Origin of the sequence: Acinetobacter sp. YH12135, from assembly GCF_013418565.1 — a bacterium.
Taxonomy (GTDB): Bacteria; Pseudomonadota; Gammaproteobacteria; order Pseudomonadales; family Moraxellaceae; genus Acinetobacter; species Acinetobacter towneri.
In genome coordinates this window covers 18,309-34,365 of sequence record NZ_VPBU01000005.1, presented here as the reverse complement: position 1 = coordinate 34,365, position 16,057 = coordinate 18,309, and the positions used below count along the sequence as shown (strand labels likewise).

General features: G+C 40.1%; 14 protein-coding genes and 1 pseudogene. 7 read left to right on the top strand and 8 right to left on the bottom strand.

Going from position 1 to position 16,057, the window contains the following annotated elements; all coding sequences use genetic code 11:
* Window positions 1-78: 78 nt before the first annotated feature.
* A complete protein-coding gene (locus FTU70_RS04425; RefSeq protein ID WP_004974599.1) occupies window positions 79-327 on the bottom strand; it encodes a type B 50S ribosomal protein L31 in 249 nt (82 codons plus the stop codon).
* A 278-nt stretch (window positions 328-605) separates the two neighbouring features.
* On the opposite strand from FTU70_RS04425, the gene FTU70_RS04420 reads away from it, so the two are divergent.
* Both FTU70_RS04420 and FTU70_RS04415 read left to right on the top strand, forming a co-directional pair.
* Entirely contained in the window at window positions 606-887 is a 282-nt protein-coding gene (locus FTU70_RS04420) for a type II toxin-antitoxin system RelB/DinJ family antitoxin (RefSeq protein ID WP_180060108.1), read from the top strand.
* Window positions 887-1,207 carry a type II toxin-antitoxin system PemK/MazF family toxin gene (locus FTU70_RS04415; protein WP_131260605.1) on the top strand — a complete coding sequence of 107 codons (321 nt, stop codon included), beginning with the start codon at window positions 887-889 and terminating at the stop codon, window positions 1,205-1,207. Before FTU70_RS04420 ends, FTU70_RS04415 begins: the two co-directional genes overlap by 1 nt.
* Before the next feature lie 158 nt (window positions 1,208-1,365).
* Here the strand turns inward: FTU70_RS04415 and FTU70_RS04410 are convergent, their stop codons facing one another.
* From FTU70_RS04410 to FTU70_RS04400, 3 genes are all read right to left on the bottom strand, one after another.
* Window positions 1,366-2,664 carry an AarF/ABC1/UbiB kinase family protein gene (locus tag FTU70_RS04410; RefSeq protein ID WP_004974602.1) on the bottom strand — a complete coding sequence of 433 codons (1,299 nt, stop codon included), beginning with the start codon at window positions 2,662-2,664 and terminating at the stop codon, window positions 1,366-1,368.
* A gap of 145 nt (window positions 2,665-2,809) precedes the next feature.
* Window positions 2,810-4,174 carry an MATE family efflux transporter gene (locus tag FTU70_RS04405; protein ID WP_373685309.1) on the bottom strand — a complete coding sequence of 455 codons (1,365 nt, stop codon included), beginning with the start codon at window positions 4,172-4,174 and terminating at the stop codon, window positions 2,810-2,812.
* 38 nt (window positions 4,175-4,212) lie between these two features.
* Complete coding sequence (locus FTU70_RS04400; RefSeq protein WP_131260603.1) at window positions 4,213-4,674, bottom strand: DMT family transporter; 462 nt, start codon at window positions 4,672-4,674, stop codon at window positions 4,213-4,215.
* Window positions 4,675-4,796: 122 nt separating this feature from the next.
* Here FTU70_RS04400 and hemW point away from each other — a divergent pair, with 122 nt between their 5' ends.
* From hemW to FTU70_RS04380, 4 genes and pseudogenes are all read left to right on the top strand, one after another.
* Window positions 4,797-5,951 carry a radical SAM family heme chaperone HemW gene (hemW, locus tag FTU70_RS04395; RefSeq protein WP_180060106.1) on the top strand — a complete coding sequence of 385 codons (1,155 nt, stop codon included), beginning with the start codon at window positions 4,797-4,799 and terminating at the stop codon, window positions 5,949-5,951.
* 141 nt (window positions 5,952-6,092) lie between these two features.
* The gene (locus tag FTU70_RS04390; RefSeq protein ID WP_004974609.1) at window positions 6,093-7,202 is read left to right on the top strand and encodes a DNA cytosine methyltransferase; all 1,110 of its coding nucleotides are present in this window, start codon (window positions 6,093-6,095) and stop codon (window positions 7,200-7,202) included.
* Between the two features lie 46 nt (window positions 7,203-7,248).
* A pseudogene (locus FTU70_RS04385) lies at window positions 7,249-8,274 on the top strand (HpaII family restriction endonuclease); the annotation flags it as partial.
* 81 nt (window positions 8,275-8,355) lie between these two features.
* On the top strand, window positions 8,356-8,874 hold the full coding sequence (locus FTU70_RS04380; protein WP_004974616.1) for a DinB family protein: 519 nt from the start codon (window positions 8,356-8,358) through the stop codon (window positions 8,872-8,874).
* A 194-nt stretch (window positions 8,875-9,068) separates the two neighbouring features.
* Here the strand turns inward: FTU70_RS04380 and FTU70_RS04375 are convergent, their stop codons facing one another.
* Entirely contained in the window at window positions 9,069-10,892 is a 1,824-nt protein-coding gene (locus FTU70_RS04375; protein WP_004974621.1) for an acyl-CoA dehydrogenase C-terminal domain-containing protein, read from the bottom strand.
* A 225-nt stretch (window positions 10,893-11,117) separates the two neighbouring features.
* Between FTU70_RS04375 and FTU70_RS04370 the strand changes: the two genes are divergently transcribed.
* A complete protein-coding gene (locus FTU70_RS04370) occupies window positions 11,118-13,511 on the top strand; it encodes a hypothetical protein (protein WP_180060105.1) in 2,394 nt (797 codons plus the stop codon).
* Window positions 13,512-13,612: 101 nt separating this feature from the next.
* Here the strand turns inward: FTU70_RS04370 and aroE are convergent, their stop codons facing one another.
* From aroE to hemF, 3 genes are all read right to left on the bottom strand, one after another.
* Window positions 13,613-14,401: a shikimate dehydrogenase gene (gene aroE, locus FTU70_RS04365; protein WP_180060103.1), complete on the bottom strand. Its 789-nt coding sequence runs from the start codon at window positions 14,399-14,401 to the stop codon at window positions 13,613-13,615.
* Window positions 14,402-14,497: 96 nt separating this feature from the next.
* Window positions 14,498-14,704, bottom strand: a complete 207-nt coding sequence (locus FTU70_RS04360; RefSeq protein WP_004974627.1) for a hypothetical protein — start codon at window positions 14,702-14,704, stop codon at window positions 14,498-14,500.
* Between the two features lie 317 nt (window positions 14,705-15,021).
* On the bottom strand, window positions 15,022-15,966 hold the full coding sequence (hemF, locus tag FTU70_RS04355) for an oxygen-dependent coproporphyrinogen oxidase (protein WP_131260599.1): 945 nt from the start codon (window positions 15,964-15,966) through the stop codon (window positions 15,022-15,024).
* Between the last annotated feature and the right edge of the window lie 91 nt (window positions 15,967-16,057).

Genomic DNA, 16,057 nt, shown 5'->3' with positions numbered 1-16,057 from the left:
CTTGCTATGTTTAAAATATAAAACAGAAAACTTAACTGAATATGAAGTGATTGTGAGATTTTGCAATAAAACTCAAGCTTAGCGTTTGAAACGTGCAAAGCGTTTGTTGAAGCTCGCGACACGTCCTTCATTACTGGTTTGACGTTGTTCACCTGTGTAGAACGGATGCGATGCGCTTGAAATATCCAAAGTCACATAAGGATATACCTTGCCTTCATATTCTTTACTTTGGCTGCTTTGCAAGGTGCTGCCAATCACAAAATAGGCATTGGCGTTGGTGTCGTGGAATAAAACTTCACGATATTCTGGGTGGATATTCGGACGCATGAGATTTCTCCAAACTAAGTGTGTAATTTGTGAAATGTTATAACATAACAATTAATTTGGCAAATAAAACCCACATGCATTCTTTCTAGTGAGTTTTACATCAAAAATTATCCAATCCCTTTTTAAACCTGTTGTATAAGGGCTGTCATTGAGGGAATAGTGTCTGCACAGATTAAATAATTTTTTCTATTAGAAGTGAAAAGGCATCGTAAGAACAAGTTTGACACGTGCCATTTTAAGGCATAAAATGGCATTTAGTGGTGTAAATGGAGCATATGATGACAACATTGGTAAAAAAACGGGTTCAATACACGGTTGATCAGGCAATTATGGAATCAGCAGAATACATTATGACAAAAGTTGGTCTGACGCCTGCCACTGTAATGAGCATGGTTTATGCTGAAATTGCACGAACTGGCAAAATACCTGTCACGACTCAGGTGAGTGACGAGGATTTGAATACAGCAAGATTAATCGCGATGAGCCATAATGTTCCTAGTGTAAAAGTGTCTAACGCTGCGGATGCTGCTGCTTTTTTAGAAGATGATGGCGGCTACTAATGACCCAACAACTCTATTGGGCTTATGTTGGCTTTACAGATATTGCCGAGGGTAAGACCAGACCTGTGTTGTATATTCGCCAAACGGACACCGACTATGTTGTATTTCGTTTAAGTAGTCAGTACGAAAATAAGTCTGCTTTTATTAAAAGCAAATATGTGGAAATTAAAAACTGGCAACAGGCTGGTTTAAAAAAGCCATCGTGGATTGATACAGTACAAACATATCAGCTGCCTATCCAAAAAACACAACTCACTTATATTGGACAACTGTCTGCCGATGATCTGGAATGCTTAATCAAACACCTTGAAATTCAATAATTTGAATTTCATCGTTTCAACTTGAATGAATCGGTTTAGATAACAAAAAATCCTCCTACATTTGGGAGGATTTTTTGTCTGGATTATAATTTTAGTTACGGAGCATAAAACAGATTGGGCTTTATTTTCAGCATCCTTTGCTGAGTCCAAAGTTGAGTCTAAGCTCGCGGTGGAACCAACTCCTCAAAAATATCATTTAAATTATCATGTACTTTTAAATGAATTAAATTCCAATAATGCCCTGAAACAGTTCGATTCACCATTAAGGTATCGGGAGAAGGCTTAAACACATCCCAATATTTCAATGAACTTTTGACCAACTCAACGCCATCATGATGGGCAGAATTTTCAGCAAAATCATAATGTGTGGTTAGCGGACGCATCAGCACTTCTAACCATTGCAAATATAAATCTTCAGGGAATTTACCCAATGCAGAAATTGCCTGCAGTGCATCTAGATGCTGTTCAATTTCGGCAATATCTTGCGCACGCGCAGCATGAATCAGTTGTCGAAAATGATGCACTACATCATTCGATAGAGTTTTGACGCCGCCATAATCATAAATCACCACAGAACCATCTTGGCGGAACGCAAAGTTGCCCGGATGCGGGTCGCAATGAAAGCGTTTTAAATAAAAGATTTCTTGACCCATGGCACGCAATAAACGTCGTCCCAAAGTGTTGCGGGTACGCTGTGACCATGTGCTTGCCGTTTCTATATTTTCACCTTGTTCCAAACTTAAGGTGAGAATATGCCGCGAAGAATAGTCTTTAAACACTTGTGGGATAATAATTTTATCATCCAAAGCCGCGTGAAAGGTACGCGCTACTTCTAGGTTTTGTGCCTCAATCTGGTAGTTCAGCTCATTGTCTAAACTTTCCTGAATTTCCTGAAATAGACGGTCTTGTAATTTACGGTCTATTTTAAGTACACCCATTAAACGCAGTGCCAAACGGACTTGTTTCAGGTCACTTTCGCAGGCTTCATCGACCCCAGGATATTGCACTTTGACCACCACTTGCTCGCCATTGGGTAAAATGGCTTTATGCACTTGCCCAATAGATGCGGCTGCAAACGGAGTTTCATCAAAGTGTTTAAAAATTTTGTCGAGCGGTTTACCAAGTTCTTTTTCAACTTGTGCCTTAATTTCAGCAAAAGGCATGGCAGGTGCTTGGCGCTGTAATTTACTGATGGCTTTGGCAACTTCAGGCGGAAAAATATCTTTATATTGCGAGGCAATTTGCCCGACTTTCATCACCGCACCTTTCATTTCGCCTAAGGTATCAGCAATTTGGATACCAATATCCTGAAACAATTGGCTGCGTGCCGCATTTTTTTGTTCTTCATCTGCGGTGAGGTTTTTAATCGAGTTCGATACCGTTTTGGTTGCAATACTTGCTGTCATGCTCGCAAGTTTCATAAAGCGACGACCAGGTGTACGCGCCGTTTTTGCCATGCGATGTTCCTCAAGATCATCTTTACTATCTTTTGATCATAAGTGTTCGTGAGCAAAATGCCTACTTTTAATTGTTAAAGTATTTTTTGATCACAAGACCCACGTGCCAAAACGTATTTTGGCATGTAGGTGAGTAGGCTGAGGTTTATGCTGTAAATTGGCGTTCCAGTCGTTGATTGTTGAAATATAAACGGGTTAAGAGTAACACGCAGGCAATACTTAAACCAACAATCAGCCCAACCCAAACGCCTGCTGCACCCATGCTGCTGTAACGGGTTAAATACACGCCAATTGGGAAGGCGATGACCCAATAGGCAAGCATGGTAATCCACATTGGGCCTTGCGTATCTTGCATGCCACGTAAGCAACCTGCCGCACTGATTTGCCAAGCATCCATGAGCTGATAAGCAATGGCAAACAACAATAAATATAAAGTGACTTGCGCTACTTGCGGGTCATTGCTGTAAATAGAAATAATTTCAGGGCGGAAAAACCACATCAGTGCCATGGTGGAAAACGCAAACAGGGTGGCGGTGGCAAAACCCAATACCTGTACTTTACGCATGGCATGAATGTTCTGTTCACCATAATAGGTACCAATACGAATGGTCAGGGCAATTGCCAACGACATAGGAATCATAAACAGTTGTGAGGTCACGGACATGGCAATTTGATGTGCAGCCAATGTCGTTTCACCCAAAGGACTAATTACAATGGCGGCAGTACTAAAAATACTCACTTCAAAGAAAATGGCTAAACCAATGGGCAGTCCTAACAGCAAAATACGTTTAATCCAGACCGCATCAATCGCTTCCCATTGGCTAAATACCTGCGTGCTTTGATAGGCGCGACTTTTAAAAATATAAAATGCCAAAGTTATAAACATTAACCATTGCAAAATGGCGGTGGCAAAACCGCAACCCGCACTGCCCAGTTCAGGCAGAGGCCCCCAGCCATACATAAACATAAAGTTCAGCGGAACCAATAAAACCAATGCCAACAGACTAATTACAGTCACAGGGCGTGGATAGCCCAGTGCTTCTGAATAACCGCGCAAGGCAGCATACATGGTCACGGCAGGCATCCCAAAACCAATGGCATGTAAAAATAAGCCTGCTTTGGGCTGTAAATTTTCAGGCACACCAAATAATGGCAATAGTGCAGGCATGAGCTGTAAAATCAGCGCTGCAATCACACCTAAAATAAACGCAATCCATAAAGACTGACGGGCGATGGTTGCAATTTTTTCTGGGGTACGCGCGCCTTTAGCCTCGGCGACTAAGGGTGTGGTAGCAATCATAATGCCACTGAACAGCAGCATAATGGGCATCCACAAACCGACCCCAACAGCAATAGCAGCTAAGTCGGTGGCAGACATGTGACCTGCCATAATGGTATCAATCAGACCTAAACCTGCTTGCGCAAATTGTGTGACCAAAATTGGAATCATCAGTTGAAAAAGCTGTTTTAATTCAAAACGGGTCGTGGTCACAGAATGTATATTTGACACAAAAAATCTCAATGCATGAGGTGCTTAGCGTTTGGGTATTAGCGTTGTAAAGTGAGAAGCACACCAATAAAAATCACCACGCTACCTAAAAGACGTTGCCAATTGATACTGACTTTTTCAGTGCCCAAGAACCCAAAATGATCAATCAGCATTGATGTGACCATTTGTCCAAAAATAATCACCCCAGATAAAGTGAGTAAACTTAGTTTTGGAGCACTATAAATACTCATGCTGATGGCATAAACCCCTAGACATCCGCCAATCCATAAATACCATGGGATGTTGAGCAAGGTGCTGAGGTTGGGTTTTTCGACTTGCTGAAAAAATACCAGTATGGCTAAAACTATTGTACCAACCAAAAAAGAGAAAAGGGCAGCTTGTAACGGAGAATATAAATATTCACGCAATTGGCTGTTGATTGCAGTTTGAAAGGCCATTGCAATCCCGATGCCCATCGCCAGTGGCAAAATTAAGAGTAATTGGCTGGATATCTTCATCATTTTCACATTTTTTCTTATTAAACAGATTCTAGTCTAAAGTAAATTCTAGGGAATACATCAGTGTCCTGCTGTAGTCATGTTAAAATCTGTATCACTGTTTTGATTTTGCATTGAGTCTGTCTTTGAATCCACTTCAACCCATTGATATTCCTTTATCTTTATATATTCACATGCCGTGGTGCGTGCGTAAGTGTCCGTATTGTGATTTTAATTCACATGCTGTGCCTGACGGTAAGTTGAGTTTAGATTTAGAACAGGAATATCTACAGGCTTTGCTGGAAGATTTTAAAACCCAGACTCAGTTTGCGCAGGGGCGGAAAATTCACAGTGTTTTTATTGGCGGTGGCACACCTTCGCTAATTTCAGCACAGGGGTATCAATGGTTATTTACACAGCTGAAAGCCGTGCTAGCTTTTGAAGATGACTGCGAAATTACGTTGGAAGCTAATCCGGGAACAGTGGAGCATGATCCCTTTGCAGATTATTTGGCTGCAGGCATTAACCGTTTGTCGATTGGCGTGCAGAGTTTTAATACTGAGCATTTAAAAAAATTAGGGCGTATTCATTCTAATGATGATGCGATTGCCGCAATTGGCTTGGCGCGTGAAGCGGGCTTTCAGCGAATTAATGTCGATTTAATGCATGGCTTGCCTGAACAGACTTTGCAGCAAGCACTGCAGGATTTAAAACTGGCAGTGGAACATGGTGCAACGCATATTTCATGGTATCAATTGACTATTGAGCCTAATACTGTTTTTTTCCGCACTCAGCCAATTTTACCTGTAGATGATGTCTTGGAAGAAATTCAAGTGCAGGGTGAAGCCTATTTAACTGCGCAAGGTTTTGTGAATTATGAAGTGTCTGCATGGCGTAAAGAGTTGCCGTCTGCACATAATTTAAATTATTGGCAGTTTGGCGATTATTTGGCGATAGGTGCGGGGGCGCATGGCAAAGTGACTTTGCATGATGGTGTGTATCGCTTCCAAAAAACCCGTTTGCCGAAAGATTACTTAGCCAAAGTACCTGCGGAAAACTTGCAGTTTAAAGCAATTGCAGCCGATGAGTTGCCATTTGAATTTATGATGAATGCACTGCGCCTGAATGATGGGGTTGAGGCAAACTTGTATACTGCCCGCACAGGTTTAAACTTGGATGATTTGCAGGATATTTTAAATACATTGCGTCAGCGGCAATTGTTGCAGGATGATCCGAAGCGATTGGCATGTACTGCGCAAGGGCATGTGTTTTTAAATTCGGTGTTGGAAGCGTTTTTGTGATTTGAGTTCAGCTCAGGCATCTGTCCTAACGCTTATCGAATATTGTGCTAGAGCGACAGCTTGTGTCTTGCACTGCATGCTATTTAAGGTAAATTTTGTTATTGTAATGGCTTTGTTATTGTATCGCCTTGAAGGTTTGAGATGAACTCTACTAGTCCAAAAGTTTTAAAGGCTCATGGTGAATTAGTGGTAAACAAAGAGGAAAACCTTTCCCTCTTTGAATCAATCCCTTTTTATCCAGAATACCCAAGTAAATTTAAATTTATTGACCTATTCGCAGGAATTGGTGGATTTCGGCTAGCGTTACAAAATCTTGGTGGCGAGTGCGTATTTTCATCAGAAATAGACCTATATGCCCAAAAAACATATTCCGTCAATTTTGGTGAAACGCCTTATGGTGATATCACTTTAGAGTCTACTAAAAATGCGATACCTGATCATTTCGATATTTTATGTGGAGGCTTCCCTTGTCAGGCTTTTTCAATTGCAGGTAAAAGATCTGGATTTGAAGATACACGCGGTACGCTATTTTTTGACGTTGCGGATATTATAAAACGGAAACAACCTAAAGCTTTCTTTTTAGAAAATGTTAAAGGCTTAATTAGTCATGATAAGGGAAATACACTTAAAACTATTTTAAAAACATTAAGAGATGATTTAGGTTACTACGTTGCTGAGCCTCAAATTATAAATGCTAAAGATTTTGGTGTTCCCCAAAATAGAGAGCGAATTTTTATTGTAGGCTTCCATAAAGATACTGGAATTCAAAATTTCTCTTATCCACAACCATTAAATAAAAAAACCTGTTTTGCCGATATAAAGGAAACTCAGGTTGTACCTACTAAATATTACTTATCTACACAGTATTTAGATACCTTGGAAAAGCATAAAGCTCGACATGAAAATAAAGGAAATGGTTTTGGTTACGCTATTATTCCAGATCACGCAATTGCCAATGCCATAGTTGTAGGTGGAATGGGGAGAGAGCGTAATTTAGTTATAGATCATAGAATTACAGACTTTACTCCAACTACTAGAATTAAAGGAGAGGTAAATCGGAAAGGTATTCGGAAAATGACGCCAAGAGAATGGGCACGGTTGCAGGGGTTTCCAGATCATTTCAAAATCGTGGTTTCAGATGCCTCAGCCTATAAACAATTTGGAAATTCTGTTGCTATTCCAGCGATACAGGCAACTGCAAAAGAAATATTAAAAGCATTGAAGATTGGTGAGTATGATTACAGCAAATAAGGGGGAATGGAGTGAACTCTATGCCCTTTTTTAATTACTATGTGATGGGGAGTTAAGTGCGGGTGATGAAAACTTAAATAAAATAAATAATTTAATTTATCCTGTAATTAGAATTTTACGTCAAGAACATCATCATTTATTCACTTATGTACCGCATAAATCAGAGGGTATAGTAGAGATTTTGCGGGGCGAAGATGTTTTTCAGATACCATTACAGGAACTCAGAGATATTACTCAGTTTTTGCTGGCAGAATTACAGAAAAAGCAAACGGCATCATTTACTATTCCAGATGTGGAAAACTTTATATCCAGATACCAATCAAATAAGATTAAAGCAAAATCTAGTGCGAAAAGTGATATTAGAATCGTAATTTATGATGCAAAAATTGGAACAATGCCTGAATTGGGATTTAGCATAAAGTCAAAATTAGGTAAACCATCCACATTGTTAAATGCAGGAAAGACAACAAATTTTATTTTTGAAATAAAAAATATTTGCCTAACCGAAAAAGAGATTGAAGATTTTAATCAGCTTGCATTGCCACAACCAATTATTAAATCTCGTATAGCACATTTAAAAATGTTGGGAGCCGATATTAAATTTTCCCATTTAAATAATGCTGTATTTGAGAATAATTTAATTTTGTTGGATAGTTTACTACCAAAAATTATGGCAGAAGCTATATTTAAATATTACACATCAACTCTTAATTCAGTTAAAGATATTTTTAATGAAATTTCTTATGAAAATCCAATGAAATATTCTTTTGAACATCAGCATCCTTTTTATCAGTTTAAAATTAAAAAATTATTGTGTGAAATAGCAATTGGAATGATGCCTGGTACAGTTTGGACAGGTAACGAAATTGATTCTACAGGTGGATATTTAGTAATTAAAGAAGATGGCGAGATCATTTGCTATCATCTGTATCATCGCCATGAATTTGAAGAGTATTTATACAATAATACAAAGTTTGAGATGGCAAGTAAAACCAAGCATGATTTTGGTCAATTATTTCTAAAGGACAATAAATTGTATCTGTCTTTAAATCTACAAATTCGCTTTAAATGATTAAAAATATATCTTTTATCTTAATATAGTTTGAACTTTTGATTCAATTTTCATAATAAAACTCAAATAGGATAATTTTAAATGGATTTAAAAACGTTTGAGTTACTTGCCCGCTATAATCTTTGGGCAACTCAAAAACTAAATCAGACTTTGCTATTGGTTTCAGATGATGATTTTTTCTTGGATCAGGGCTTATATTTTAAAAGTATTTTTGGCACTCTGAATCACTTGTTGGTCGGTGAGCATCATTTGTGGTTTCCACGTTTTGCTTTGCACCACTCACCAATTTTGCCATTAGATAGTATTGTGGAAACCAACAGAACACAGCTTGTTGAGCAACTTGAAAAGAAGGCTGAAAACTGGATTTATTTTTTAAATCAGGTGGATGAGAATGTTTTTCATCAAGAGCTGCACTATAAAACATCAACTGGCGTGGAGATGCACTTACCCTATGCTGCAACCCTAATGCATGTGTTCAATCATGCAACTCATCATCGTGGGCAAATTACCGCGGCTTTAACCGCAATGGGATATGTCTGTCCTGAGCTTGATTTAATTTATATGTTGCTAGAAGACAAGGCTAAGAAGCGAATTGAATGAAACGACTAGAAATTTTATGTCTAGTGATTTTAATTTTTCTGATTTTATATCTGATTCAGTGGGTATTTCATGGTTTTCCAACAGCACATTAAAAGTAATTTTAATTGATGTGTAGATTCGAGTACTGACTTTCTGAAGTAAACACCAAAAGAGCGCATTACGCGCTCTTTTGATTTACATCTGCTGAGAATATTTTAGTAGTCAAAACTAAAATGTTCTGGTGCTAATGCAGTCATGGTTTTAGATGGATTGACCATTGCTTCTGCATGACCTTGGGTACGTGGCAATAAACGCTCAAAGTAGAAATCTGCAACTTTGATTTTGGCTTTATAGAACTCAGGTGTTTCCTGACCATTGCCTTCAGCCAATTTGGTCGAAGCCACAGCCGCTTGTTGCGCCCAGAAATAAGCCATCATCACATAACCAGAGAACATCAAGAAGTCTACTGAAGCACTGGATACGATGTCACGGTCTTTACGTGCTGCCAACATAATGCGCACGGTTAATGCGTTCCATTGAGCACATAGCTTGGTTAAGTCCCATGCAAAACGACGCATGTATTTGTTACGTGCATGCTGACCACAGAATTTCAAAATTTCAGCGGTGTAGTCACGAATCACTTTACCTTTAGAGCTTAACAACACTTTACGACCAATCAAGTCGAGCGCCTGAACGCCAGTTGTACCTTCATATAAGGTAGAAATACGTGAATCACGTACAATTTGCTCCATGCCCCATTCTTTAATATAGCCGTGACCGCCGTACACTTGCATGCCGTGGTTGGCAGCTTCATAACCCATTTCAGTTAAGAAGCCTTTTAAGATTGGGGTATAGAAACCTAAATGGTCATCATGCGCTTCAAAAGCTGCAGTATCACCACGCATTAAGGCATCATTCATTTTATCTGCCAATTGTGCAGCATGATAAATCATGGCACGACCACCTTCTGCTACGGCTTTTTGCGTTAAGAGCATACGACGTACATCGGCGTGGTGAATGATTGCATCAGCTACTTTTTCAGGGTCTTTTTTACCTGACAGCGCACGCATTGACATACGTTCTTTGGCATACGGCAATGCACCTTGGAATGCCAATTCTGCATGGCAAATCCCCTGAATTGCTGTACCAATACGTGCAGTATTCATAAAGGTAAACATGGCATGTAAGCCTTTGTTTGGTTCACCAATCAAATAACCCACGGCATTGTCAAAGTTCAGGACTGCAGTTGCAGACGCGCGAATCCCCATTTTGTGTTCAATAGAGCCACAAGTGACAGGATTACGCTCACCCACCGTACCTTCTGCTGTTGGCAAGAATTTCGGTACGATAAATAATGAAATACCTTTTGTGCCTGCAGGCGCATCTGGGAGGCGTGCTAACACAATATGAATGATGTTTTCAGTCAGGTCATGTTCGCCTGCAGAAATAAAGATTTTGGTACCTGAAATCGCATACGTACCATCGGCTTGTGGTTCTGCTTTGGTTTTTACCTGACCTAAGTCGGTACCACATTGTGGTTCAGTCAAACACATGGTGCCTGACCAAGTACCTGCAACCAAGTGCGGTAAATAGGTATCTTTTTGCGCGTCTGTACCAAATTGCATAATGGTGTTGATACAACCCACGCTTAAACCTGGATACATTTGGAATGACCAGTTTGCTGTACCCATCATTTCAGATTTGATGAGGTTTAGCGACATTGGCAGGTTTTGACCGCCGTATTGTTCAGGGTAAGACAGACCTTGCCAGCCACCTTGCACAAATTGGTCATAGGCTTCTTTAAAGCCTTTCGGTGTGGTCACATTGCCATTTTCAAAATGACAGCCTTCTTCATCGCCTGATTGATTGAGTGGAGAAAGTACATTTTCACAGAAATCTGCTGCACCTTCCAAAATCATATCGACTGTATCTGCGTCCGCAAGTTCACCGTTAGAAAGATTTTTGTAATGGGTCGGGTAATCAAGCACTTCGTTCATTAAGAAACGAATATCGTGTAATGGGGCTTTATATGCTGGCATAGTCTTAATCCTAATTTAGAAATAGTTTTGGATTATCTGTATCGATATGTTGATTATTCACACTCATGATCAAAAAACATTGATAAGAATAGCGAATAAAAATGTCAGAAATGCGAATACTGAAAATTATTCACCTTACAAAAACGAATGAAGTGTTATGTTACAATGTATCATAATCTGTACGTTTGAACAGACCAATCTATAATGAATATAAGGTGTTTAGCAATGAAGATACAATTAAAATATTTATCTTTATGTCTTTTTAGTTTAGCTGCTACAGGTTGTTCGCAGCATGTCATTAAGACCAATTCCAATCAGACGGTAAGTATAGAACAAAAGGCAATTACGGGGTTAAATGCCATCTTTGAAACACCTAGTTATGATTTTCAGGGCAAATTACGGGTACAGAGCAATTTAGTTGAAGCAACACCAAAAGTAACGGATATTGCTCCTACCACACTTGATCCTGTACTTAAAAAGCAATTAGATCAGTATTTAAAACAGCAAAAAGTCCGTTTAAGTACACAAGAAAAACAAAACTTATATACGGCAATGGCTAAGGAACAAAACTCTGCTTCCTATGCTGCAGGGGCAATCGAAAAATCGAGTCCTTTTAATTTTCTGTTGAATGTATTGAATGATACTGAGTTTAGCTACGATGGCTCGGTGCATTATCGGCAAAAAATTGCTGCTTTGAATGTGGCAGCACGCTATGAAAAACCGACACTTTTGGTGCAAATGAAAGTACCGATGGTGGTCGATTTTAATGAATATAAGTTCTATACCAACTATTTTTCTTTGTTGCCTTATTTGGTGAATAAAGACAGTCAAAATGACTTTGCCTATATCGACTTTTCTAAATACAAAGCCGATTTTGAGCGGATTAAAGTGGCACAATTTGCCGAATACTTAAAAGCCATGAATGCGGTGCCGTATGTATTGGCAGATTCTAAACATATTCAAAAGTTATCTTTAACTGCACAAGAACGTCAGCAAAAAATTAGTGAAAAAATTCGTTTGAACAGTAGTTTGGAAGATATGTTGCTGCAGCTTGCCATGTTTGATCAGGTCAATGCACCGTATTTGCAACAGACTGTATTGGGGCAGGCGACCACAACCGAAGATGCTGCTGAACAAGCTGAAATTACGCAAGATACATCGGCCAAAGAAAGTGTTGAAGACTACTTGAAACACAATGAAACTGCTGAAGATTATGGCATGAGCCAAGAGGCTTTTGTGGCGTATCAAGCCACCCTTGCTTTACGTGATTTGGTCAGTCAGAAATTTTATGCAACTGAAACGACAGTGAGTAATGTGGCAGATTATTCAGCAGATGCCAGTGAAGATGCCATGATCGCAGCTGAACAAGCCGTTCAGGCAGCGGCTGCTGAGCAGGCAGAAGATTCAGCAAGCACCGCAAGTATGCTAAGCGAACAAGACTGTCAGCGTTTGATCGAAACAGCAAAAACAGCCAAAGTTGGAGATTTAACCTACTGTGCTTATGCCTATGAATTAGAAGCATTTAGCCCAAGTCGTGCTGAGCAGGCACAATCGGTTTTAGATGAGCACTTTGCTTCACCGCAAGAAAAGCTAGCTAAAGTTTTTGAACCATACCGTTCGGAACAATTGGTCGATGCCGCTGCTTTCGCAGCTTTGTGGCAAAAACATCAGGCTGAAATTCAACAGATTATGAATGCTACACCTAAAGATAAAAAAACACCGATGCAAATTGATGTGGCTTTAGATGATCAGGGGCGTGCTGCAAAAATTGATTATGCACTGCAATTTAAACGCGAAAATTACGGCACAATTCATGTGTATAACGATGTCAGCATTGCGAATTATGGGCAAGCCAGCAAAATTGACCGTAGTGCGCTGCGTCAAGCCAAATCCATTCAAGAAGTCAGTAAAGACTCAATTTTAGAAAAATGGGTGACAAATTTAGGGCGTACCTTGGAGCAGGAAACTGCAGAAAATAAAGATAAGACCACTGCAAAACCCGCCTTAAGTTATGATGAAGAATTAGCGCAGTTGGCACAAAAAACCTATCAACAAACAGAATCTTTTAGTCAGACTTATCAGACTTTATTTTTAGTGCACATGGCAGCAGAGCAAAGTACGTGGGTAAAAAATCTTAGTCCACAAACCTTGCAGGAAATGGCAGAAGTGTATGCCTATTGGTTCAGTGATGAGCGCTACTATGACCCGAAAGGTGCCGCGCTAAAACGGATTGAAGCCTTACAAGCCAAGCATCATTTAGAAGAAGATGAGCAATTTAATAATGCAATTGGTCGTCGTATCAATAATTTGACTGAAGATGCAGTCGATGAAAATAAAGTCGCACTTGAATGGCGTAAGCTGAAACAGCAATACAAGCAACCACAACAGATATTTGCTCAGCAATATTTAAAAGCCTATGAAGCAGCTTATGATTGGGATGTGCCAGACTTGGAAAATTTAAAGAAAACGGCAGATATTTTAGGGCAGACGTATGTTGATCGTCAGCAGGGCAAATTGAGCCAAAATTCAATTCGTACTTTAACTGAAGATCAGGCTGAACAGATTGATTATGAGTTATATATGGATGTGTATGAAGATATGCAGAAATTTGTAAAATAAACCGTGGGTGAAAATGGGCAATCAGCGTTCAACAAGATTGCCCAGTTTAAATAAAAAAATAGCCCTTTGCTGCTCAAGGGCTATTTTTATTTGGTGATGATTTAGAAGAAATCTTTTAATTCAGGTTTCACGCCATTCCAAATATAAAAAGATTCAATCGCCTGTCCGACCAGCATGCCAAAACCTTCCGATGTCGGTACGCCACGCGCTTTGGCTTGTTCTAAAAAGCTCGAAGGTTTGCCATAAGCCATTTCATAAGCAAAATTAAACTGCAAACACTCAGGCAAGGTGAGGGCATCTCCCGTTAAGCTGGCAGACGTCGCATTAATGGCTAAATCAAATTGACCTGTTAAATCGGTAAGTGCCATGGCTTGTAATTCTGCTTGCGGTACGGCAGCTTGTAGGTCAGCAACCAGTTGTTCAGCACGGGCAAGGGTGCGGTTGGCAATCACAATTTTTTTTGCGCCTGCTTGTACCAACGGATAAATTACCCCGCGGGTTGCACCACCAGCGCCAATAATCAAAATATCACTGTGCTCTAAATTCCAGCCCAAAGCACGAATGGCATCAACCAAACCCTGACCATCGGTATTGTCGCCATGCAAAACACCATCTTGCATCCACAAGGTATTGACTGCTTTGGCAATTTTGGCACGTTCGGTTAATACGCCACATTGGGCAAATGCTTGCTCTTTAAAAGGCACGGTTACATTCATGCCTACACCGCCCTGATTAAAAAAGTCTGCAACACTGTCTCTAAAACCATCAAGAGGGGCAAGGCGTTTGCTGTATTGCAGGTCAATGCCTGTTTTTTCTGCAAAGGCATGATGCAGTTCAGGAGAACGTGATTGTTCAATTGGGTTGCCAATCACGGCAAATTGTTTGCGCATTTGCCAAAATCCATGTGCTGAAATGTGCATCAATATACGTTAAATTCAGCGCGGACTAAAGCCTATGGCGGTATAAAACGGTGGGAGTCTTTGGACTTAAGGATTACAAATCTCTAAAACGGTTTCTAATACCAAAATAGTGGCAATCACGAACATGGCAATGCCCGCTAAAATGCTGCTACTAATGGCTAAGCCATCTGAAAGATGACTTTCAAAAATAAAGGTCATGCAAATTGAGCCAAGTAACATGGCAAAGGTTGCCCAAAATAAAAAGATTTTGTGTTTGAACAGCGGGCTAAACATGCGGATCTCCTGACAGATGTGGCGCAGTGTGACATAAGGCTTTGACAGTTTGATGAATTCGCCTTTGACTCATGGTTTGATGTATGGATAGTTAAATCCTATTTGTGCATGGTCGAATAGGGTGCGCGGTCACATCATCTATTAAAATCCATCCGCACTATCATGACAGTTAATTCATGCTGTGCATATTTATTGATTTGAAAATAAGCAATAAAGTTTGTAAGTAAAAAAGCGATTCGTGGAAGAATCGCTTTTTTGAACCTTGAATGTGATCTTTTTTACACTGCGATGTAGCAAGGTTTCACCAGTCGCGAGCTTTAACTCGTCTTGAGATTTAACCAATCGCGTGGTTTTAAATAATAGTCAGTGAGTTTTTTCTCTGCGGAATCTTCTGCCCATTCAGGACGGTACGACCATCCCGCCAAGTTCGGTAAGCTGACTAAAATGGACTCAATCCGTCCACCTGTCTGCAAGCCAAATAAAGTGCCACGGTCATAGACCAGATTGTATTCCACATAACGTCCACGACGGTAAAGCTGGAACTCACGTTGTGCTTCGGTATAGGCTTTGTCACGATTACGCTCAAAAATAGGCAGAATTGCAGCCAAATAACCGTTACCCACCGCCTGAATATAGTTGAAACAGGTGTCAAAGTCCCATTGATTCAGATCATCAAAAAATAAACCACCCACGCCACGCTGTTCATCACGGTGCTTTAAATAAAAATAGTCATCACACCATTGTTTATGTTCTGCATAGACTTGATCGCCAAAAGGCGCACATAAGTCATGTGCTGTTTGGTGCCATGCCAACACATCTTCATCATTTGGATAAAATGGTGTCAGGTCAAAACCACCACCAAACCACCAAATTGGCGGTTGTCCTTCAGGTTCAGCGACAAATAAACGCACATTGGCGTGCGAGGTGGGTACATGCGGGTTTTTCGGGTGAATTACCAATGATACACCCATCGCTTGCGCAGGTGCGCCTGCAATATTGGGATGACGCTCAGTTGCAGAAGCAGGCAGTTTGGAAATATTGATATGCGAAAACATCACCCCGCCTTTTTCAATGACTGTACCGTTTTGTAAGACACGGGAACGACCACCGCCACCTTCAGGACGTTGCCAGTCATCAATTTCAAACTGTGCGCTTCCGCCACCTGCCTGTTCTTGTTGTTCTAAAGCCGCACAAATTCGCGCCTGCAAATCGAGAAGAAATTCACGTACACGTTGAATATCCGCGTGAGTAGGATGCGACATGGCCACCTCAGGATAAAAATAAAATGGCTTACATCAAAACATAAAACTGTCTAAAAATTAAGGGGTTTATCCAGTTTGCTGCAAATCGCTC